Annotated in this window: 20 protein-coding genes and 3 pseudogenes; 22 read left to right on the top strand and 1 reads right to left on the bottom strand. The window is 50.3% G+C overall.

What is annotated here, in order from left to right; all coding sequences use genetic code 11:
- Positions 1-58 precede the first annotated feature (58 nt).
- The 4 genes and pseudogenes from MTP42_RS01790 to MTP42_RS01805 all read left to right on the top strand — a co-directional run.
- Positions 59-211 (top strand): annotated as a pseudogene (locus MTP42_RS01790) (Maff2 family mobile element protein); the annotation flags it as partial.
- 73 nt (positions 212-284) lie between these two features.
- Positions 285-647, top strand: coding sequence for a helix-turn-helix domain-containing protein (locus MTP42_RS01795; protein ID WP_022742028.1), 363 nt, complete (start codon positions 285-287; stop codon positions 645-647).
- Entirely contained in the window at positions 607-984 is a 378-nt protein-coding gene (locus MTP42_RS01800; protein ID WP_005927690.1) for a TnpV protein, read from the top strand. The genes MTP42_RS01795 and MTP42_RS01800 overlap by 41 nt, the downstream gene beginning before the upstream one ends.
- Positions 985-1,013: 29 nt before the next feature.
- Entirely contained in the window at positions 1,014-1,976 is a 963-nt protein-coding gene (locus tag MTP42_RS01805; protein WP_005927687.1) for a DUF3658 domain-containing protein, read from the top strand.
- Positions 1,977-2,037: 61 nt separating this feature from the next.
- Here MTP42_RS01805 and MTP42_RS01810 read toward each other — a convergent pair whose 3' ends face one another.
- Positions 2,038-2,844 (bottom strand): helix-turn-helix domain-containing protein, encoded by an 807-nt coding sequence (locus tag MTP42_RS01810; RefSeq protein WP_005924756.1) that lies wholly within the window; start codon positions 2,842-2,844, stop codon positions 2,038-2,040.
- A 483-nt stretch (positions 2,845-3,327) separates the two neighbouring features.
- Between MTP42_RS01810 and MTP42_RS01815 the strand changes: the two genes are divergently transcribed.
- From MTP42_RS01815 to MTP42_RS01900, 18 genes and pseudogenes are all read left to right on the top strand, one after another.
- Positions 3,328-3,516, top strand: coding sequence for a hypothetical protein (locus MTP42_RS01815; RefSeq protein WP_117536679.1), 189 nt, complete (start codon positions 3,328-3,330; stop codon positions 3,514-3,516).
- A gap of 59 nt (positions 3,517-3,575) precedes the next feature.
- On the top strand, positions 3,576-3,854 hold the full coding sequence (locus MTP42_RS01820; protein WP_442899446.1) for a DeoR family transcriptional regulator: 279 nt from the start codon (positions 3,576-3,578) through the stop codon (positions 3,852-3,854).
- Positions 3,847-4,143, top strand: a complete 297-nt coding sequence (locus tag MTP42_RS01825) for a DUF3847 domain-containing protein (protein ID WP_117628259.1) — start codon at positions 3,847-3,849, stop codon at positions 4,141-4,143. The genes MTP42_RS01820 and MTP42_RS01825 overlap by 8 nt, the downstream gene beginning before the upstream one ends.
- A gap of 300 nt (positions 4,144-4,443) precedes the next feature.
- Positions 4,444-4,824, top strand: coding sequence for a hypothetical protein (locus MTP42_RS01830; RefSeq protein ID WP_044954159.1), 381 nt, complete (start codon positions 4,444-4,446; stop codon positions 4,822-4,824).
- A 192-nt stretch (positions 4,825-5,016) separates the two neighbouring features.
- The gene (mobQ, locus tag MTP42_RS01835) at positions 5,017-6,591 is read left to right on the top strand and encodes a MobQ family relaxase (RefSeq protein WP_249257831.1); all 1,575 of its coding nucleotides are present in this window, start codon (positions 5,017-5,019) and stop codon (positions 6,589-6,591) included.
- Between the two features lie 66 nt (positions 6,592-6,657).
- A complete protein-coding gene (locus tag MTP42_RS01840; RefSeq protein WP_025544160.1) occupies positions 6,658-7,302 on the top strand; it encodes a CHC2 zinc finger domain-containing protein in 645 nt (214 codons plus the stop codon).
- On the top strand, positions 7,271-8,608 hold the full coding sequence (locus MTP42_RS01845; RefSeq protein WP_008394605.1) for a virulence-associated E family protein: 1,338 nt from the start codon (positions 7,271-7,273) through the stop codon (positions 8,606-8,608). The genes MTP42_RS01840 and MTP42_RS01845 overlap by 32 nt, the downstream gene beginning before the upstream one ends.
- A gap of 242 nt (positions 8,609-8,850) precedes the next feature.
- A complete protein-coding gene (locus MTP42_RS01850) occupies positions 8,851-9,048 on the top strand; it encodes a hypothetical protein (RefSeq protein ID WP_002595176.1) in 198 nt (65 codons plus the stop codon).
- The gene (locus tag MTP42_RS01855) at positions 9,049-10,719 is read left to right on the top strand and encodes a recombinase family protein (RefSeq protein WP_008394601.1); all 1,671 of its coding nucleotides are present in this window, start codon (positions 9,049-9,051) and stop codon (positions 10,717-10,719) included.
- 90 nt (positions 10,720-10,809) lie between these two features.
- Positions 10,810-10,893: pseudogene (locus MTP42_RS01860) on the top strand (Maff2 family mobile element protein); the annotation flags it as partial.
- A 306-nt stretch (positions 10,894-11,199) separates the two neighbouring features.
- A complete protein-coding gene (locus tag MTP42_RS01865; RefSeq protein WP_002576403.1) occupies positions 11,200-12,066 on the top strand; it encodes a VirB6/TrbL-like conjugal transfer protein, CD1112 family in 867 nt (288 codons plus the stop codon).
- Positions 12,067-12,083: 17 nt separating this feature from the next.
- Complete coding sequence (locus tag MTP42_RS01870; protein ID WP_002576402.1) at positions 12,084-12,476, top strand: PrgI family protein; 393 nt, start codon at positions 12,084-12,086, stop codon at positions 12,474-12,476.
- A 19-nt stretch (positions 12,477-12,495) separates the two neighbouring features.
- Positions 12,496-14,883, top strand: coding sequence for a VirB4-like conjugal transfer ATPase, CD1110 family (locus MTP42_RS01875; RefSeq protein WP_249258292.1), 2,388 nt, complete (start codon positions 12,496-12,498; stop codon positions 14,881-14,883).
- 3 nt (positions 14,884-14,886) lie between these two features.
- Entirely contained in the window at positions 14,887-16,656 is a 1,770-nt protein-coding gene (locus MTP42_RS01880) for a CD1108 family mobile element protein (protein ID WP_249257832.1), read from the top strand.
- A 35-nt stretch (positions 16,657-16,691) separates the two neighbouring features.
- Positions 16,692-16,943 (top strand): DUF4315 family protein, encoded by a 252-nt coding sequence (locus tag MTP42_RS01885; protein WP_005929904.1) that lies wholly within the window; start codon positions 16,692-16,694, stop codon positions 16,941-16,943.
- Positions 16,940-18,103, top strand: a complete 1,164-nt coding sequence (locus tag MTP42_RS01890; protein ID WP_249257833.1) for a CD1107 family mobile element protein — start codon at positions 16,940-16,942, stop codon at positions 18,101-18,103. The genes MTP42_RS01885 and MTP42_RS01890 overlap by 4 nt, the downstream gene beginning before the upstream one ends.
- Before the next feature lie 527 nt (positions 18,104-18,630).
- Positions 18,631-20,127, top strand: a complete 1,497-nt coding sequence (locus MTP42_RS01895) for a glycosyltransferase (protein ID WP_442899447.1) — start codon at positions 18,631-18,633, stop codon at positions 20,125-20,127.
- A gap of 340 nt (positions 20,128-20,467) precedes the next feature.
- Positions 20,468-20,782, top strand: a pseudogene (locus MTP42_RS01900) (toprim domain-containing protein); the annotation flags it as partial.
- Between the last annotated feature and the right edge of the window lie 32 nt (positions 20,783-20,814).

The following is a 20,814-nucleotide window of genomic DNA, read 5'->3' on the forward strand; positions in this document are numbered from 1 at the left end:
CCGCCTGCATGGGCGGCTTTTTTGTTACCGGGAAAATCCCGGAGAAATGGAGGCTTATATGGCATTTTTCTCATCTGCAATCGACACTTTACAGACCCTCGTTATCGCGCTCGGCGCTGGCCTTGGCGTATGGGGTGTGGTCAATCTGCTGGAGGGCTACGGCTCGGATAACCCGGGCTCCAAGTCCCAGGGCATGAAGCAGTTCATGGCTAATTAGTTGGAACAAAAAACGAAAGGAAGAGCACAATCCAGACGGTATCAGCGGCAGGCTACAAGAATAAATTGTGATTTCACAAGATTGGTGCTATAATAAGAGAAAAGTTCCTGCCGGGGCAGCCGCCCCGGTGGTATGGATAGAAAGGCAGGAAAACAATATGCACATCAGCTATAAACCACTCTGGCACACACTGTTAGAGCGTGATATGAGAAAAGAGGATTTAAGGCTTGCCGCTGGTATGACAACAAATATGATTGCCAACATGAGCAAAGAGGGAAAGCACATCAGCATGGATACATTAGCCCGTATCTGCGAAACGCTGAATTGTGAGATTACCGATGTGATTGAGTTAGTACCAGACGAGCCTGCTTCCACAGGAGGTAAGGAACATGAGCGAATTGAAACCAAGAATAACGGAAAACGGAATTGATTATATCCTTGTCGGAGATTATTACATCCCGGACTTGAAACTGCCGGAGGAACACCGCCCTATCGGAAAGTACGGACGGATGCACCGGGAATATTTAAGGGAAGTCCACCCAGCCAGATTGAATACATTGATACTGACCGGGGAATTGTGGACATATCTTGCAGACCTGAACGAACAGGCACAGGAACGGTTAGACACCATCATGGAGCAGATGAAAACTGCCGAGGGCGTAACCGAGGAATTGAAGCGTACCCACCAAATGGAATGGGTGCAGCGTTGCAATAACATTCATAACCGGGCAGAAGAAATTGTTTTGCATGAGATGATTTATTCATAACGGGAGCAATTAAATCGGAGGTATATAAGATGATTGAAATTGTATTTGGTGAAAGTGCCTGTGGAAGTTTGAAAATTGCCCAAACTTACGGCAAGGGAAAGTATAGAGGAAGTGCTGTTTCAATATTTATGAGGCATGAAGACGGGAGTGTTCCATCTTCAGATGAAATGAAAAAAGCACAGCTTCAAGCACAGGAACAAGAACGCATTGCTTGGGAGAATGCCATTCCATTGGGAGGCAAGAGCTGTGATGTTTATTGTTTTGATATGGCTCTTAGTGTGGGAGATATTTCTGATAATGGAATTGGCGAACAGCGGAAAAATGTTTTCAAGAAAATGCTGTCTGTCTGCTTTGTAGAGGATTTAGATTATCAGGTTGAAGAAAAAATACAGAAAATTAAAACTACATTGACCTCAGTGATTGAACGATATGTAGCTGGGGAAGAAATTCGCATTTGGTATAGCTATAATCCAGATGAGCTTTGTGGTATGTATTGGCTTATGAAACAACTTCAACCCTTAAACTGCCAGACAACAATTTATTTGGTTAAGTTACCTACATGGGAATATGGAAAAGAAAATACTATGACATCCAAAATAGCATGGGGCGAGGTCTCTCCTGGCGAATGGGGAAACTATATAACTCTACAAGAGAAAGCTAATCCTGTATTTCTTTCAGCTTGTGCTATGAAATGGAATCAACTTCAAAATGAAAATGCACCTTTGCGTGCAATGTTAAATGGTAAATTGCAAAGCGTTTCAGAAGATATATATGATAGTTTCATTCTTCGTGAAATTGCGGAACAGCCAGAGCAATTCAAAATGGCTATTGTCATAGGTAATGTTTTAGGAAAATATCAACTTGGAATTAGTGATGTATGGATTTCCAATCGCATTGATAAAATGCTTGAAGATGGTGTGTTGGAAATTATACAGGACGCACCAAAGGGAGAAACAAATTATCGCCGAATATTAAGAAAACGAATGAAGTAATAACCACAGCACAAACCGCTGCTACATGGAATCCAACAAACCATGCAACAGCGGTTTTCCTTTACCGTTTTTTCCTCTGGTTGATAGGCGTTCCCGTTTTCTTTGATTTTTGGAGAATCCGAATAAGCCAGCGAAATTCTTCATCTGACAGATTTTTATAGTTGATACCGAGCTGCTTGCAGTAAAGCACTGCCAGTTTTTCCAAACGGCTGCCCTTGAAATTTTCGACCGCTTCCAGATTTTCTTTCAGTTCATTGGCAACAGTGGTCTGGGGCGCACTCTCACTATCCTTTTTATGGGTTTCCCGAATATCCCGGATAATCAGGTTTAGGTCATCCAGAACCATGTGGCTGAAATATTCATCATCACTGATATGGGCGGCTTGCAGCACTTTCAAATGTGGGTCATCTTCGCCAGGGCGATACCGTTCTATGATTTCATGCCGGACAGTATCGACAAGGGTGTTGAGGTTTTGAATCTGCATGGTGGCAATCCCATCCACATAAATCTCAATGTCCGCAAGAAACTTGATAAAGTCCTTATGGGTGGCAAGTTCGCAGAGCAGACGGTTGTTGATCCGTCCGCTTTTCAGAAGTGCAACCATTTCATCGTTCAAATGCAGCTCCGTCAGTGGCGTGTTGATCTGCTCCCTGTTCTCTGTCCGGCACAGCAGATAATCGACGGAAACCCCATAGAAGTCTGCCAGCGTGATAAGGTTGCCATGATTGATTTCCTTAAAATCTTCTTTTTCATAACTGCCAAGGGCTGATTTAGAAATACCCGTTAGTTTTGATAGTTCTTCCAGATTTAAGCCTTTGTCCTTGCGGAGTTCCCAAAGGCGTTCCTGTATGCTTGTTGCTCCTTTCATGGGCACACGCTCCTTTCCAACGGTTTCATTGCTGCCGCTTATCTGGATTATATCACACTTTCCGTAATCGTGGAAATTTCTGATTTTTACCCTTAATTCCTACTTTGTGGACATACGGCACAGGGCACAAAAATGTTCTATGATACAGGTAGTTCATCGATGGATTATTCCAATCGAATGACCAGCCTGTGTGGGATATGCTTCCCCGGCGATGTAGCGCCATGAATTTTGGCAGGGATATGGAGGAACCCTGACCGAAACGAGCGTACCAAAGGGAGCGATACGCCGCTGTGAGATTCAGGGGAGGAACGACACCGGGGAGAACTGGCGAACTGACACCGAAATGATACCGAAACACGACAATCTGATAGGGGGATAGTCTAGCCTATCGCTGATACTTCGGGAGATTTTAAGCGGCTCTATGGCTGTAATTTTGCCGAAAATCGCCCCGAGACCATACACTAAAACGGGAGGAAACACAATATGCCGAGAATGAGCAAAAAGAGGAAGCATGAGCTTTCCTTTTACCTCAATGACCGGGGGCGTGTCACTTACAACGAATTATGCCGGAAATGCCAGCATGGGTGCAAGCAGAGCTTCCGGGCGGTTGTGATTGACTGCCCCTGTTATTTATCCAAACGAGCAAAGAAAAAGGAGGAACACACCGAATGAATTTTGAATTTATGACGATAGACACACCATTACCGCCCTGTATGCCATTTCCCAGAGCGTTGACAGGATTTCCAGTCAGCAGCACCGCAAAGGTCATGTACTGCCGGATGCTGGACGCTATGCTATCCAAAGGGAAGGAGGACGAGAACGGAATCCTGTTTGTCTGCTTCCCCATCACAGCCATTGCCGCAGTCCTGTCCCGCAGCCCCATGACGGTCAAGCGTTCTCTGAATGAACTGGAAACCGCCGGACTTATCATGCGGGTGCGTCAGGGCATTGGAGAACCAAACAGGATTTATGTGCTGATACCGGGAAAGGAGGACGCTGCCCTTGCCTGATACCTCAAAACTGGAAAAGCTCAACCGGGAGTTGGAAAAAAGCGAAAAGAAACTGCGGAAAGCCATCAATGATGAAAAGGCATTGCAGCACCAGTTGAAGCAGCTTACCCGAAAGGAACGGACGCATCGGCTCTGTACTCGTGGCGGTATGCTGGAAAGTTTTCTGCAAGAGCCGGAACGCCTGACAGATGATGATGTCATGCTGCTGTTGAAACTCATTTTTCACAGGCAGGACACGCAGGAACTATTGAAAAAACTGCTGGAACGGGAGAAGCTGGAAACCCCTTAGTTTACTAAGGGCGCAATTATACACCACCCAAAGGTTGGTGCATTGCGTTCTCCGAAGGCTCCTCGCCGGAGGGCTGTGATTTTCCGCAGCCACGGACTGCTCCAAATCAAACAGGGGACGCTACACTTCCCCTGCGCTGGCTTTCGCCAGCTACCCTTTTGTGGACTTGCCATCTGGGGACACCTTGCGTTGCAAGCTGTTCCCAGCCGACAAGTTTCATAAAATATGCTATCTTTTCGATAGGCAGTGAAGTATAATGAAGATGACAACAAATATGAATTTGTAAAGGAGATATACAACATGAAAAAAGTCTGCTTAGCGGTTTTGCCAGCTTTAACAATAGTGTTAGAATTATTACCCTTTGGAGCAGTTTGTATTTTTGCAACATCTCCAACAGAAAGAGTAAAAGAAACATTCTCATACTTTAGCCTTACACCGTTTGGCTATGCAAATTTTGCTCCACTTATTACAGCCACACTTACTGTTGCCATCTTCTTACTTTCATTGTTTTCATTGAAGAAGAAAGGTGTTCTCAAAGCATTGTTTGTCCTTTCCATTATTACGGTAGTTATTTCTCTTTTGCCATTGATGTATGGCTTAAACTACTATACCCTTGTAGGAGCCTTTATAACAGTAACACTTGTAATAGAAAGTATTTTGGCTAAGATACAACAAAAGTAAAGCGATAACTTTCAGTTTGCTATTCCACACACATCGGGTCAACTTGCCCCGAACTTTTATAACTAAATACCCGCCGCCCACACATCGGCACACCGAGCAGGAAATCTGAAAAAGGTCTCCTGCTTTTTTCTGCCCAAAATGAGGTGGTAAAACGCCACCCCATCCACCAATTACCGAAAGGAGGGACACGAAATGCCCTGCCCACACAACGAAATCACGATTGTTCAGCGCAGCCAGCGACAGTCTGCGGTTGCCGCCGCTGCTTACCAAAGCGGCGAAAAGCTGTTCTGTGAATACGACCAGCAAGTGAAGCACTACCCAGAAAAGCGTGGTATCGTCCATAATGAAATCCTGCTCCCGGCAAATGCCCCGCCAGAGTATGCAGACCGCAATACCTTATGGAACGCCGCCGAAGCTGTTGAGAAGCAATGGAACTCCCAGCTTGCAAGGCGGTGGGTGCTTTCCATTCCCAGAGAGATACCGCCCGACCAGTACGCCGCCCTTGTCCGGGATTTCTGCAATCAGCAGTTTGTTTCCAAAGGAATGTGCGTGGATTTTGCCATCCATGACAAAGGGGACGGAAACCCTCACGCTCATGTCATGCTGACTATGCGGGCAATGGATGAACATGGGAAATGGCTTCCCAAGAGCCGCAAGGTTTATGACCTTGACGAGAACGGGGAACGGATAAAACTTCCGTCCGGCAGATGGAAAAGTCACAAGGAAGATACGGTTGACTGGAACGACCGCAAGTATTGTGAAATCTGGCGGCATGAATGGGAGATCATCCAGAACCGCTATCTGGAAGCCAATGACCGTCCGGAGCGTGTGGACTTGCGTTCCTATGCCAGACAGGGGCTTGATATTGTCCCCACTGTCCATGAGGGGGCTGCTGTCCGGCAGATGGAAAAGCGTGGTATCCAGACGAATATCGGCAACCTGAACCGGGAAATCAGAGCCGCCAACCGCCTGATGAAGTCCATCCGGCAGCTTATCCAAAACCTCAAAGGCTGGATTACCGAGCTGGGGGAAAAACGGAAAGAGCTGCTTGCACAAAAAGCGGCGGAGGAAGCAACACTTCTTCCCAATCTGCTGATGAAGTATATGGAGATACGAAAGGAAGAACGGAAGGACTGGACAAGGGCTGGACAGAACCGGGGGACTTCACAGGACTTAAAGGCAGTCAGCGAAGCCCTGTCCTATCTCCGGCAAAAGGGGCTTTCCACTGTGGAGGACTTAGAAGCATTTCTGGAATCTTCTGGGAAATCAGCCGCAGATTACCGCAGTCAGATGAAGCCAAAGGAAGCCCGCAGCAAAGTGATTGACGGGATTCTTGCCAGCCGGACGGACTGTAAGGAATGTAAGCCCGTTTATGAGAAATACCAGAAGATATTTTTCAAGAAAACTAAGGAAAAATTCAAGCTGGAACACCCGGAGGTTGCCCGGTTTGAGAAAGCCAGTGCCTACCTTGCCAAGCACCCGGATGATAAGGACAGCACGAAAAAGGAGCTTTTGCAGGAACAGGCGAAGCTTGTGGGCGAAATCGCAGACTTGAAAGTACCGTTGACCGAGGTGCAGGAAGATTTGAAGAAGCTGCGGGACATCCGCTACTGGGTACGGAAAGCCACACCCGGCACAGAGGAAAGCAAAGAGCCGCCCAAGAAGCAGCCCCTCAAAGAAGTCTTGCAGGATAAGGCTGACGAGAAGAAAGCACAGAAAAACGCCCCGGCGCAGACGAAACACAAACAACAGGATATGGAACTTTAACAGGCACTTGCCATTTTCAGATTGAGAATGATAAGTGCCTTTTCTTTTTTACAAGGAGGAATTGATTTGAATGTATTTGAAGCTGTGAAGCAGTCCGTTACGACAAGACAGGCTGCGGAGCATTACGGAATCCGGGTAAACAGAAACGGGATGGCTTGCTGCCCGTTCCACAACGATAAGACCCCCAGCATGAAGCTGGACAAGCGTTTCCACTGCTTCGGATGTGGTGCAGATGGGGATGTGATTGATTTTGTAGCTGCCCTGTACGGGCTGGGGAAAAAGGAAGCCGCCGCACAGTTGGCGAGTGACTTCGGGCTTGCCTATGAGGACTGGAAGCCACCGGGCAGGGCAAGGAAGCCCAAGCCCCGGCAGAAATCCCCGGAAGAACAGTTCCGGGAAGCAAAGGCACATTGCTTCCGTGTCCTTGCCGATTATCTACACCTCTTACGGGTATGGAAAACCGACTATGCCCCGCACTCCCCGGAGGAAGCGTTTCATCCCCGGTTCGTGGAAGCCTTGCAGAAGCAAGCCCATGTGGAATATCTGCTGGATGTGCTGCTGTTCGGGGAGACAGAGGAAAAAGCGGTTTTGATTATGGACTACGGAAAGGATGTGATACAGCTTGAACAGCGAATGGCAGAGCTTGCAGCCGCAGACGCAGCAAGAACTAAAAAACACCATGAACGCCATGCAGCCGCCCCAGAGCGTTGAGGAAGTAAAGGCAACTCTGGAAACCACCGAGAAAGGCGGCGTCCGCCAGAGCATACGGAACTGCCTGACCGTATTCCAGCGTGACCCTGTGCTTGCCGGGGCAATCGCCTACAACATCCTGACCGACCGCAAGGACATCATAAAGCCCATCGGTTTTCACAGAGAAAGCACAGCCCTGACCGATACGGACATGAAGTATCTGCTTCTCTATCTGGAGGAAACCTACGGGCTTACCAGTGAGAAAAAGATTGAAACCGCCATCGGGATTGTGGCGAATGAGAATAAGTACCACCCCATCCGGGATTTTCTGAACAGCCTTGCATGGGACGGGACTGAGCGCATCCGCTTCTGTCTGCGGCACTTTCTGGGAGCTGATGTGGACGATTACACCTATGAAGCCTTGAAGCTGTTCATGCTGGGGGCGATTACAAGGGCATTTAAGCCCGGAAGCAAGTTTGAAATCATGCTGTGTCTGGTAGGCGGTCAGGGGGCTGGCAAATCCACCTTCTTCCGGCTGCTGGCAGTCCGGGACGAGTGGTTTTCCGATGATTTGCGGAAGCTGGACGATGATAACGTGTACCGCAAGCTGCAAGGTCACTGGATAATTGAAATGTCGGAAATGATGGCAACCGCCAATGCCAAGAGCATTGAGGAAATCAAGTCCTTTCTAAGCCGCCAGAAAGAGGTTTACAAAATTCCCTATGAAACTCACCCGGCAGACCGCCCCCGTCAATGCGTGTTCGGCGGCACTTCCAACGCCCTTGACTTTCTCCCCCTTGACCGTTCCGGCAACCGCCGATTTATCCCGGTCATGGTGTACCCGGAGCAAGCCGAGGTTCACATTTTGGAGGACGAAGCCGCTTCCAGAGCCTATATCAGCCAGATGTGGGCGGAAGCAATGGAGATTTACCGAAGCGGCATGTTCAAGCTGTCATTCAGCCCAGCCATGCAGCGGTATCTCAAAGAACACCAGCGGGATTTTATGCCGGAGGACACCAAAGCCGGGATGATACAGGCTTACCTTGATAAGTACACCGGGGAAACGGTCTGCTCCAAGCAGCTCTACAAGGAAGCCTTAAACCACACCTTTGATGAGCCGAAGCAATGGGAAATCCGGGAAATCAACGAGATAATGAACCAGTGCATTACCGGGTGGAACTACTTTTCCAATCCGAGGATGTTTGCGGAATACGGCAGACAAAAGGGCTGGGAGCGTGAAATCCCGGCAACGGACACCGACAACCCGCCCGAAAAATCTATGGACGGTTTTGTGGAGGTCACAGAGCAGATGGAGCTTCCATTCTGAAAATGACAGCCCGTTGCCGACTTCGTTGCTATCCCGTTGCCGAGCCGGTTGCCGGGGAAAATCCCTTATTTCCGGGCTTTTTCCCTCTCTGACAACCAAAACAACAGAAAAATAAAAGAAAAGTATAAATAGTAATCAACGCCAGATTGAGATTGTTTGCAAGGTCTTTTGAAGCCCGTTGCCGGACTTCGTTGCCGACCGTTCTCTGTCTGGCTATTTTCATGTATGGAGGATAACTGCCTATGGCGAAAAATAAGACCAAGATTGAAGTGACAACCGTATTTGACGGGGAACTGGACGCCACCGATGTGTTCGTCAGCCTGATTTCCCAGAAATACGGCAAAACAAATACAAAAGAATATCTTGCTAAAAAGAAAGATTTGAAGTATAATGAAGATGAGGTTCAACAGAGCCAGATACCGTCTGGATTGTGTGGGTAAATGGCTATGATGAACGAAATGGAATACAGAACAATCGGTTCAGCACTTGCCGGGGGCTATCGTGCGGCGGTCTATTGCAGGCTGTCAAAGGACGATGACCTGCAAGGCGAAAGTGCCAGTATCGCAAACCAGCGTGATATGCTGGAAAAATACTGCGAAAAGCAGGGATGGGAGGTTGTGGCAGTCTATCAGGACGATGGCTTCACAGGTCTTAATATGGAGCGTCCTGATTTACAGAGAATGTTGAGAGCCATTGAGCGCAGGCAAATCAACCTTGTCATCACGAAAGACCTCAGCCGACTGGGGCGTAACTATTTGCAAACAGGGCATTTGATTGAGGACTTTTTCCCAAGAAACGGTGTCCGCTATATCGCCATGAATGACGGTATCGACACCCTGCGGGATAACAACGACATCGCCCCGTTCAAGAATATCCTGAACGAGATGTACAGCAAGGATATTTCCAAGAAAGTCCATTCCTCTTATCTTCTGAAAGCGCAGAAAGGACAGTTTACCGGGTGTCTTGCCCCGTTTGGGTATCGGAAAGACCCGGAGGACAAAAACCATCTGCTCATTGACGAGGAAACCGCCCCGATTGTGCGGCTGATTTTCGGATATGCCCTAAACGGTCATGGTCCGAACTATATCCGCAGACGGCTGGAGGAAGAAAAAATCCCCTGCCCCACATGGTGGAACCGGGAACGGGGGCTTCGCAATACCCGCACCAAATGGGAAAAGAAAGACCCGGAAAACGGGCGGTATATGTGGGACTTTTCCGTTATCAAAGACCTTTTGATGAATCCCGTTTACACTGGGGCGATTGCTTCCCAGAAAAAGGACTACCGTTTCAAAATCGGCACGATTGGGGAAAAGAAGCCGGAGGACTGGATTGTAGTGGAAGGACAGCATGAACCGCTGATTGACCGCATGAGCTTTGACATTGTGCAGAACAAGCTGAAATCCCGCCAGCGTCCGGGGCAGACCAATGAAATCAGCCTGTTTGCCGGACTGATAAAATGCGGCGAGTGTGGGAAGTCTCTGACGGTACGCTACACAAACGCAAAACATCCCCAGCAGATTTACTCCTGCAAGACCTACAATGCCTTTGGAAAGAACCACTGCACCCAGCACCGGATTGATTATGACACCCTTTACAGTCATGTGCTGCGGAAAATCCGGGAATGTGCCAGAGCTGCCCTGATGGACGGGAAAGCGGTTGCTGACCGCCTGACCAATACCTGTGAAGCCGAGCAGCGGGAACAGCGGGAAGCAATGGAACGCTCCCTTACAAGGGACGAGGAACGGATTGAGGTTCTGGACAAAATGGTAATGCGGCTTTATGAAGATATGATTGCAGGGCGTATCAGTGAGCAGAACTTCAACACCATGCTGGAAAAGACACAGACCGAGCAGACGGAACTTAAAACAAAAGTGTCCGAGGGCAGAAAGCGGCTGTCCGATGAAGTCCAGCTTGCCAATGACGCAAAACAATGGGTGGAAGCCATTCAGGAATACGCCAACATTACAGAACTGGACGCAGCCACCCTCAACCGCTTAATCAAAGAAATCGTCGTGCATGAGCGCATTGACGAAGATAAAACAAGACACATTTCTATCGAAATTCATTTTAATCTCAAACCCATCCCGGAGGTGGAACAGGTCACTGCCTGACCTGTCCCGCCGGGACGGTTCTCTTAAAAACACCATATAGATTTTTTGTACGCCGCCGCCCGCCATCGAGCAGAGTTTTACACCTAATTGGGGATAAAACAGCTGATGGCTGGCGGCGGCGTGGCACTGATCGGCACGACTCTGGTGCCGCTGCTTTCCGGTCTGTTCGGTTAAGCGAAAGCTGTCGGAGCGAAGATTCCGACCGGGCGGCGAAAGCTGCCTGTTACATAGTCAGGTGCAGGCAATATCCGCAGCTGGCTATTTTCTGCGCTCTCCGGCAGGTGCACATGTTGGAAGTTTGGCGCAGAATCGCAGTTTAGAATCGCACCGGCTGATAGGCCGGACAAGTTACAGGAGGACAAATCTATGGCGTTTCTTACTACAACTGCATCGGCACTGTCTCTTTTCTCACAGCTGTTCATGCTTCTGTCCCGGATGGCGAAGCTGTTCGGTGTGTTTGCGTAAGGAAGGAGGCGGCTCATGCAGAGTATCCTTGAACAGATCACAGATTGGCTCAAGAGCATGATCATCAGCGGTATCATGGGAAATCTTTCAGGGATGTTTGATTCGGTCAACCAGCAGGTTGGACAGATCGCAGGCGATGTGGGAACCACACCGGCGAACTTTTCACCTGCGGTCTTTTCTATGATCCGCAACATCTCGGAATCCGTGATCCTGCCCATTGCCGGAATGGTGCTGACATTCATCGCCTGTTATGAGCTGATCCAGATGCTCATCGAGCATAACAATCTGGCAAATTTCGAGACGTGGACATTTTTCAAATGGGTCTTTAAGACCTTTCTGGCAGTGACTCTGATCTCGAACACATTCAATATCACGATGGCTGTCTTTGATGTGGCGCAGCAAGTGATCTCCCGAAGCGGCGGTCTGATTTCCGGCAGTACGTCCGTCAGTGATGCGACCCTGACAGCAATGCAGGCTACACTGGAAGGAATGGACTTGGGACCGCTGCTGGGACTGTATTTGCAGACCTTTGTGGTTCAGGTCACGATGCTGGCGTTGTCGGCTATCATCTTTGTCATCGTGTATGGCCGAATGGTGGAAATATATCTCATGGTGAGCCTTGCGCCGATTCCGTTCGCAACCTTTGGAAACCATGAGCAGAGCCATACCGGTCAAAACTACCTGCGTTCCCTGTTTGCACTGGGATTCCAAGGCTTTCTTATCATGATCTGTGTAGGCATCTATGCAGTTCTGATTCAGAACCTGTCCTTTTCGGATAACATCATCAGCAGCATTTGGGGCGTTATGGGCTATACGGTTTTGCTGGCATTTACACTGTTTAAGACGGGAAGCCTTGCGAAATCCGTGTTTGCAGCGCACTAAGGAAGGAGGAATGATTCATGGCATCTTATATTTCTGTGCCGCGAGACCTTTCAAAGGTCAAAACCAAGGTCTTTATGAACCTGACCAAACGGCAGATTCTCTGCTTTGGAGCCGGTGCGCTGATTGGCGTTCCGGTTTTCTTTTTGCTCAAATCCAGCGGAAATCTGAGCCTTGCCGCACTTGGCATGATGGCAGTGATGCTGCCGCTTTTCTTTCTCGCCATGTACGAGAAAGACGGTCAGCCGCTGGAAGTGGTGGCAAAGCACTTCTATGAGGCAAAGTTCAAGAGGCCGAAAACGCGGCCTTACAAAACAAAAAATTACTATGCACTGCTGGTGCAGCAGGCAGATGTGGAAATGGAGGTAAATCGCATTGTTCAAAATTCTCGAAAAGCTGACAGCGAAGAATAAAAAGCAGGATAACATCCGAATGCCGTCTCATCTGTCAGCCGCAGAGCAAAAACAGGTGCAGACGGTGATTGACCGAGCAAGGGGGGACCGCACGGTTCCGCACTCGGCACAGGAGAGCATTCCTTTTCAGCGGATGTTCCCGGACGGTATTTGCCGTGTGACGGACAACTACTACACCAAAACCATCCAGTTTCAGGACATCAATTATCAGCTGGCACAACAGGAAGATCAGACGGCTATCTTTGAGGAATGGTGCAGCTTCCTGAACTTCTTTGATTCCAGCATCCGCTTTGAGCTTTCCTTTATGAATATGGCTACGGATGCCTCGAATTTTGAGAAGATGGTGCGTATCCCGTACCAGAAGGATCATTTCAATCCGGTGCGCACGGAGTACAGCACCATGCTGCGCCGCCAGCTTGCCCAGGGCAACAACGGCCTGACCAAGACGAAGTACCTGACGTTTGGCATTGAGGCGGAATCCATGAAACAGGCAAAGCCGAGGCTCATTCACATCGAGATCGACCTGATGAACAACTTCAAACGCTTGGGTGTCCGGGCAAAATTGCTGAACGGCAAGGAACGGCTTCATCTGATGCACGATATGTTCCACATGGGTGACCATGACCGATTCAATTTCGATTGGAAGTGGTTGCCGGAGAGCGGGCTGTCGGTAAAGGACTTTATTGCACCGACCGGTTTTGCCTTTCCGAAGAACCGTATTTTTCAGATGGGCGGGATGTATGGCTCCATGTCCTATCTCCAGATCACGGCTTCCGACCTGTCGGATCAGCTGCTGAAGGATTTTCTGGATATGGAATCCAGCCAGATTGTGACCATGCACATTCAGTCGGTAGACCAGAATAAAGCAATCAAGTCCATTAAGCACACCATTACGGAGCTGGATCGTTCCAAGATTGAGGAACAGAAGAAAGCTGTCCGTTCCGGATATGATATGGACATCATTCCGTCAGATTTGGCAACTTACGGCAAGGACGCAAAGGCACTGCTGAAAGAATTGCAGAGCCAGAATGAGCGTATGTTCCTACTGACCTTTCTGGTGATGAACACCGGCGAAACGGAGCAGGAGCTGGAAACCAATGTGTTTCAGGCTTCCAGCATTGCACAGAAGTACAACTGCAACCTGCGCCGTCTGGACTTCCAGCAGGAGCAGGGGCTGATGAGCTGCCTGCCGCTGGCACAGAACCTGATTGAGATTCAGCGCAGCATGACGACCAGCAGTACAGCAATTTTCGTGCCGTTTACTACCCAGGAACTGTTTCAGACCGGGAAAGAAGCTCTGTACTATGGGCTGAATGCTCTGTCCAACAACCTGATTATGGTTGACCGGAAAAAGCTCAAGAATCCCAACGGGCTGATTCTGGGTACCCCCGGTTCCGGTAAATCCTTCTCTGCCAAGAGAGAAATCGCCAATGCGTTCCTGGTGACGGATGACGATGTAATCGTGTGCGATCCCGAAGCTGAGTACACAGCACTGGTGCAGAAATTTGAGGGGCAGGTCATTAAAATCAGCCCTTCCAGCACGCAGTATATCAACCCAATGGACATCAATGCGAATTATTCGGAAGAGGATAATCCGATTGCCCTGAAAGCAGATTTCATCTTGTCACTGTGCGAGCTGATCGTGGGCGGCAAAGAAGGCTTGCAGCCGGTAGAAAAGACGGTTATCGACCGCTGCGTTCATCAGATTTACCAGACCTATTTTGAGCATCCTGTGCCGGAGAACATGCCGGTGTTGCAGGACTTGTACGAGGCACTGCTTCGGCAGGATGAAAAGGAAGCACACCATGTGGCAACAGCACTGGAAATCTATGTGACCGGTTCGCTGAACCTGTTTAATCACCGCACCAATGTAGATATCAATAACCGGCTGGTCTGCTATGACATCAAGGAGCTGGGCAAGCAGCTGAAAAAGATCGGTATGTTGGTGGTGCAGGATCAGGTCTGGGGGCGTGTGACCGCCAACCGTAATGCTGGTAAAGCCACCCGCTACTATATGGACGAGTTCCATCTGCTTTTGAAAGAGGAGCAGACAGCGGCCTACAGCGTAGAAATCTGGAAGCGATTCCGTAAATGGGGCGGTATTCCCACCGGCATCACCCAGAATGTGAAAGACCTGCTTTCTTCCCGCGAAGTGACGAACATTTTTGAAAACAGCGACTTCATTTATATGCTGAATCAGGCAGCCGGTGACCGTCAGATTCTGGCGGATCAGCTGAATATCAGCCCGCACCAGCTGTCCTATGTGACCCACTCCGGCGAAGGTGAAGGACTGCTGTTCTACGGAAATGTGATTTTGCCATTCGTTGATCGTTTCCCGACCGATCTGGAACTGTACCGGATTATGACGACTAAATTAACCGAAGTGCAGGAAGCAAAGGAGGCGTAAGCGATGGCTGGCAAGAAAAATCCGAATCTCGGAGACAAGCTGCGGCAGGAGCGCGAGGGTGCGGAGAACACCCTTCGCAATTCCAGAAACAAAACCGCCGATAGCAGTACGGGAGACAGCAGCAAGAAAAAAGCGGAACACCGAAGGCAGATTCGTCACGAAGCCGATCTTGCCAAGATGCGCAGCACGAAGCTGAAATCAGAGCAGGAAGTAAAAGCGAAAAAGAATGCAGCAGCTTCCGGAAAAAAGGGCGGAAAGCCAAAGAAGCCGGGAAATCTTGCGGCAGATGCACTTTCAGCCAAGGCACATCAGAGTGTGCGCAATGCCGACCAGGATAATAATTCTGGTGTGGAGGCAGCGCATTTTACCGAAGGCTCAGCGGAAGGTGCAGCCCGTGCTGGTTCCCGGTTCCAATATGGTCGAAAGCTGCGGCAGTACAAAAAGCTGGAGCGGTTGGAGAAAAAGGGAAATAAAGATGCCGTAGATTCCATCTTTGCGGAACGCATGAAGTCTGATCCGCAGGCTGGTTCCAATCTCTTTTCCCGATGGCGGCAGAAGCAGGCCATCAAAAAAGAGTATGCCGCTGCGAAGGCAGGTGCGGCCGCTGCGGAGAACACAGCATCTGGCACAGCCAAAGCTGCACAGGGTACTGTCAGTATAACGGAAAAGGCATTTCAGTTTGTGCAGAGCCACTCGCATATCATCATCGGTATCGCAGCCGTGGGACTGCTTGTTTTGGTGATTGCCGGGTCGGTTTCGTCATGCTCCGTCTTGATCAATGGCGGCGGCAATGTGGTGCTGGGGACTTCCTACACGGCAGAAGATGAAGATTTGAAAGGCGTGGAGACGGATTATACCAGGCTGGAAGATAAACTTCGCAAACAAATCGACCGCATTGAAACCGACCATCCGGGCTATGACGAGTATCGCTACAATCTGGCAGAGATTGGTCACAATCCCTATGAGCTTGCATCTCTGCTGACCGTAGAATTTGAAAACTATACGAGAAGCCAGGTGCAGGCGCGGCTCCAGAGTATTTTTGAAGCGCAGTATGAGCTGAAGTTGGAGGAAAAGGTGGAAATCCGGACAAGGAAGGAAACCCGTGTGGGCTATCGCTACAATCCAATCACCGGAACCGGACACACCTACACCTATCAGGTGACGGTACAGTATGAGTATAAAATCCTCAATGTAACACTGCTCAATCGGGGCGTTGACTATGTTGCAAGAAATTCCGGCCTTACAGATGACCAGCTGCAACGATACGAAGTCACACTGGAGTGCCGGGGCAATCGAGATGACCTGTTTGCAGGCATAGCCTTTGCAACGCCGGATGGCGCGGGTTCCAGCGGAGAATACCAGGATTACGACATTCCGGGCGAAGCTCTGACGGATGAAAAATTCCGGAAGATGATTACCGAAGCAGAGAAATATCTCGGTTATCCCTATGTTTGGGGCGGCAGCTCGCCGAGTACCAGTTTTGACTGCTCCGGTTTTGTAAGCTGGGTCATCAACCACTGCGGCAATGGCTGGAATGTAGGCAGGCAGACGGCCAACGGTCTGATGGGAAAATGCGACATTGTCCCGAAGAGTGAGGCAAAGCCCGGAGACCTGATCTTCTTCCAGAAAACCTACAACACCAGTGGCGCATCCCATGTGGGCATTTATGTCGGCAACGGGATGATGATCCACTGTGGCTCACCAATTTCCTATGCTTCCATTGAGACGAGCTACTGGCGGCAGCACTACTACTGCATGGGAAGAATTCGATAAAAATAGGGCGTTTATTCGCCCGGAAAGGATACGATATGAGCTTGAAACTGGAAAAGATTGCTGCGGAGCGCGAGAAAGCCCGCAGGAAACGCGATGAATGGGAGGAGCGCAGAAAGGAATGGGACAGAAAGTACCACGAGCAGGAAAACAGCGAAATCTGTGAAATGGTACATGCCCAGAGCCTGACCCCGGAACAGCTGGCAGTCATCATTCAGCTGGCGCAGGCTGCGGTTCCCAACCCGGAGAACCTGAAACTGGATGAGAAAGAAACGGAGGATATGGAATGAAAAAGATGATGGCAATGCTGCTTGCCAGCGTGATGGCGGCAGGAACCTTTACGACCACTGCATTTGCCTATACGGGCGATGATGTGCAGAAGAACACGCCTGTCAGTACCGCTGCACAGGAGACGGATGCAGCAGAAAGCACAAATGCGGGGAAAACGGACAATACCGACAGCATCGAAATCGACCCGGACATGCAGGTTCTGCCGGATGGCTATGAGATCTCTACGGATGCGGATGGGAACCTGATCGTTACGGTGGGCGGCAAAGAATACAATATCGGCAGCGAAAAGTCCCAAAAGCAGACTGGTACGGTGGTGCCGGGGATCACCAGTCTGCATTTTCGTTCCGGTCCCGGCATGGATCAGGAGATTATCGGATATCTGCATTCCGGCGATACGGTGGAGATTGTCGAAAAATGCGGTGACTGGTATAAGGTAAACTTCAACGGCAAAACCGGGTATGCACATGGAAAGTACCTGAATGTCACGGATTCTGCAAAAGACAGCAGCATGTTCAGTGAAGATGCGCTGAAGCTGTTTCTGGATCTGATGCAGAGTGGAATGTCATACGAGGATGAGACGAAATCCAGTGCAGCTTTGACTCCGGAAGGAAATATGACGCTGGTGGACGATATCGGTGAGGAAGAAGATAAATCCAGCCAGCAGTTCATTACGCTGGTGACAAAGGCGGGCAACACCTTTTATCTGATCATCGACCGCGATAAAGACGGCAACCAGAATGTGCATTTCCTGAACATGGTGGACGAGGCCGATCTGCTTGCGCTGATGGATGAAGAGGAAGCTGCCAAGTATCGGGAGAAGGAGCCGGAAGTCACGGAACCTGCGGAAACCGAAAAGCCGCAGGAGACGGAACCGGCACCGGAAGAGCAGAAAACAGAGAGCGAGCAGAAGAAATCGTCTCCGCTTCCGATGATTATGCTGCTTCTGTTTGTGATCGGTGCAGCCGGTGTCGGCGGTTATCTCTATATCAAGATGAAGGGCGTAAAGCCTGCGTCCAAGAAAAATCAGCCGGACCCGGATGCGGATTATCACGATGAGGATGAAGATACGCTCCAGCTGCCGGAGGATGATGGTGACGAGGACGAAGAAGTGGATGTCAACGAGGATTATGAAGCGGAATCGGACGATGAACCTGTCTGATTAACGCAGCGTTGACCGGTGGGGCGGCTGAAAAGCCGTCCCCTTTACATAGCCAAATGGTTGGTGGGTGAACTGTTTTGAGCTATGAAGCTATGGACTCTGTAGGCGATATCTGATAAAATAGAAAGTAAGAACAGCTCAACAACTCGGAATTTTACCATCCAGATTTCCGTGCTCTGCCACTTTTATGAGCGTTCTTTTCAGTATTTTGCCACTTTCATGAGGGAATAATCCGTGCTTCATTACACTTTCATGAGCGAATTTATGCTGTAATATGACATTTTCATGAGGGAATTGGTGCTTCGATGCGACGTGAGGAGGTAGTGGGCGGAGGCATGGGCGCGATAAAGGCAACGAGTGCGAATGGGTGGACGCGACGTGAGAAGGTGGAGGGTGCGGACGCGTGGGCGCGGAGTGAGCAGGCGGAGGGCCGAGACATTGGCCCGGGAAAAGTGAGCAGAAATATACGAGTGTCAACGGGAGGGTTTTATGGTACAACTAGAAGTAGTTTTTTGATGGAGGTGCCTATGGAGCCGAAGGTCAGTATCATCGTGCCGGTGTATAACGCGGAGAAGAGTCTCGCGCGCTGTGTGGACAGTATTCTGAATCAGGAGTTTCGGGATTTCGAGCTGATCCTCATGGATGATGGAAGTAAGGATCGGTCCGGGGAGATCTGCGACGGATATGCGCGGGCGGATGCGCGCGTGGTGGTCGTGCATAAGGAGAATACGGGGGTGTCGGATACGCGAAACCAGGCGATCGCGCGGGCGCGGGGTACGTTTCTGCAGTTCGTGGACAGTGATGACTGGCTGACGGCGGATGCGACGAAGCTGATGGTGCGGGCGGCCGAGGAGACGGGCTGCGACATGGTGATCGCGGATTTCTATCGTGTCATCGGAGAGATGGTGTCGCGGAAGGGGGATATCGACGCGGACCAGGTGATCGGGCGTGAAGCGTTCGTTGGCTTCATGATGGAGAACCCGGCGGACTACTACTATGGGGTGCTGTGGAATAAGCTGTACCGGCGCTCGCTTGTGGAGGCGCACGGGATCCGGATGGATGCGAAGCTCAGCTGGTGCGAGGATTTTCTGTTTAATCTCGAGTATGTGCGCTATGCGACGACGTTCTATGCGCTGCGGACGCCGGTCTACTATTATGTGAAGACGAAGGGTTCGCTGGTGAATCAGAAGATCAGCTTCGCGCGGACGGTGGAGATGAAACTCGCGATGTTCGAGTGCTACAACGACTTCTTCAAGCATGTGCTGGATGAGGATGCGTATGAGCGGAAGCGGCTGCAGGTCTATCATTTTCTAGTGGATGCGGCGAAGGATGGTTTCGTGTTCCCGGCGACGATTCCGGGGACGCAGAAGCTCGGTGAGGAGCGGAGCCAGGCGCTGCAGGAGGTGATTTCGGAGGATGGGATCATCGTGGAGAAGTACCGCGACCGGAAGCTGCTCGAGCGCTATCTCGAGTCGGTGGCGCTGAAGTATGATATGACGCTGGCGGAGCTGTCGCTGCTGCTGTATCGGAAGGACGCGGGAAAGGCGCTCACTCGAGGGGCTGAAGCGCAGATGCCTGCGCGGGAAGATGCCGCGGAGGCGACTGATCGAAAGGATGCCGGAAAGGCGCTGAGCCGGAAGGATCTCGCGGAGCTGATGCATATGAGCCGCGGGGATCTGCGCGCCGCGCTGCAGAAGCTGGTCTCACGCGGGATGCTCGAAGTGGTCGACGTGCCGAGGAAACGACGTGAAGCGGCGGAAATAGCCGAGGCGACCGGTCTTTTCGGAAAGCGTGGCGAGGCACAGGATGCAGACGCGAACGGAATGACGAAGAAAAAACGCGAGCCGCGGAAGATTCGTCTCGAGCTGCTGCCGGCGTCGGATGCGGTGCTGCAGGATATCGCGGCCACGGAGCGTGACTACGAGCAGGCGAAGTTCCGGGGATTTACCGAGGACGAGCTCCGGCAGTATACAGCGCTCGAGCGGCGTGTGCAGGAGAACGAAAAGCAGATACTGCAGAAGTGAGGATGGGCAGACGAACACCATCAGCGATGCCTGGCGATGAGTCAGCGAGGGGCAGAATGCGTTGCGGCGAGGCACAACGCATGCGCGGAGTGATGATGTGGAGGGCCGAAACATGGGCACAAGCGAGTAGGAGGCGGTGACTAGCCGCCGTCCTCTCACACCACCGTGCGTACCGTTCGGTACACGGCGGTTTCAACAGTTGACGTGCATAGACTGATAAGCTGTGGCAAGATCATAAAAGCCCCAGTTTGTAGACCTAAAACAGAATACCGTTCCTTACATAGCAGTCATGCGCTTCGGTGCCTGGCTGCTAATTTTTTTGCGAAAGGAGCAGTATCGAATGAAGCTTGTATTAGCGGAAAAGCCCTCGGTTGCCATGAGTCTCTCGAAAGTGATCGGGGCAGATCAGCGCGGGGACGGTTATATGGAGGGCAATGGCTACCTTGTCAGTTGGTGTGTGGGGCATCTGGTGGAACTTTCCCAGCCGGAAGCCTATGATGAAAAGTATGCAAAGTGGAAGTATGATGATCTTCCGATTTTGCCGGAACATTGGCAGTATCAGGTGTCCGCCAGCACGAAAAAGCAGTTCGGAATCCTGAAAAAGCTCATGCAGCGGAAAGATGTGGAGAGTCTGATCTGTGCAACCGATGCAGGATAGTGCGGTTGGGTGACTTAAGAGAAAGAAAA

It is taken from the genome of Faecalibacterium sp. I2-3-92 (genome assembly GCF_023347315.1).
GTDB lineage: Bacteria > Bacillota > Clostridia > Oscillospirales > Ruminococcaceae > Faecalibacterium > Faecalibacterium duncaniae.

What these genes read in the sequence shown, in the direction of transcription:
- MTP42_RS01800 (WP_005927690.1), top strand. Translation starts at nt 607, where the DNA reads ATGAGCGAATTGAAACCAAGAATAACGGAAAACGGAATTGATTATATC.
- MTP42_RS01805 (WP_005927687.1), top strand. Translation starts at nt 1,014, where the DNA reads ATGATTGAAATTGTATTTGGTGAAAGTGCCTGTGGAAGTTTGAAAATT.
- MTP42_RS01810 (WP_005924756.1), bottom strand. Translation starts at nt 2,844, where the DNA reads ATGAAAGGAGCAACAAGCATACAGGAACGCCTTTGGGAACTCCGCAAG.
- MTP42_RS01815 (WP_117536679.1), top strand. Translation starts at nt 3,328, where the DNA reads ATGCCGAGAATGAGCAAAAAGAGGAAGCATGAGCTTTCCTTTTACCTC.
- MTP42_RS01830 (WP_044954159.1), top strand. Translation starts at nt 4,444, where the DNA reads ATGAAAAAAGTCTGCTTAGCGGTTTTGCCAGCTTTAACAATAGTGTTA.
- mobQ (WP_249257831.1), top strand. Translation starts at nt 5,017, where the DNA reads ATGCCCTGCCCACACAACGAAATCACGATTGTTCAGCGCAGCCAGCGA.
- MTP42_RS01845 (WP_008394605.1), top strand. Translation starts at nt 7,271, where the DNA reads ATGAACGCCATGCAGCCGCCCCAGAGCGTTGAGGAAGTAAAGGCAACT.
- MTP42_RS01850 (WP_002595176.1), top strand. Translation starts at nt 8,851, where the DNA reads ATGGCGAAAAATAAGACCAAGATTGAAGTGACAACCGTATTTGACGGG.
- MTP42_RS01855 (WP_008394601.1), top strand. Translation starts at nt 9,049, where the DNA reads ATGGCTATGATGAACGAAATGGAATACAGAACAATCGGTTCAGCACTT.
- MTP42_RS01865 (WP_002576403.1), top strand. Translation starts at nt 11,200, where the DNA reads ATGCAGAGTATCCTTGAACAGATCACAGATTGGCTCAAGAGCATGATC.
- MTP42_RS01870 (WP_002576402.1), top strand. Translation starts at nt 12,084, where the DNA reads ATGGCATCTTATATTTCTGTGCCGCGAGACCTTTCAAAGGTCAAAACC.
- MTP42_RS01875 (WP_249258292.1), top strand. Translation starts at nt 12,496, where the DNA reads ATGCCGTCTCATCTGTCAGCCGCAGAGCAAAAACAGGTGCAGACGGTG.
- MTP42_RS01880 (WP_249257832.1), top strand. Translation starts at nt 14,887, where the DNA reads ATGGCTGGCAAGAAAAATCCGAATCTCGGAGACAAGCTGCGGCAGGAG.
- MTP42_RS01885 (WP_005929904.1), top strand. Translation starts at nt 16,692, where the DNA reads ATGAGCTTGAAACTGGAAAAGATTGCTGCGGAGCGCGAGAAAGCCCGC.
- MTP42_RS01890 (WP_249257833.1), top strand. Translation starts at nt 16,940, where the DNA reads ATGAAAAAGATGATGGCAATGCTGCTTGCCAGCGTGATGGCGGCAGGA.
- MTP42_RS01895 (WP_442899447.1), top strand. Translation starts at nt 18,631, where the DNA reads ATGGAGCCGAAGGTCAGTATCATCGTGCCGGTGTATAACGCGGAGAAG.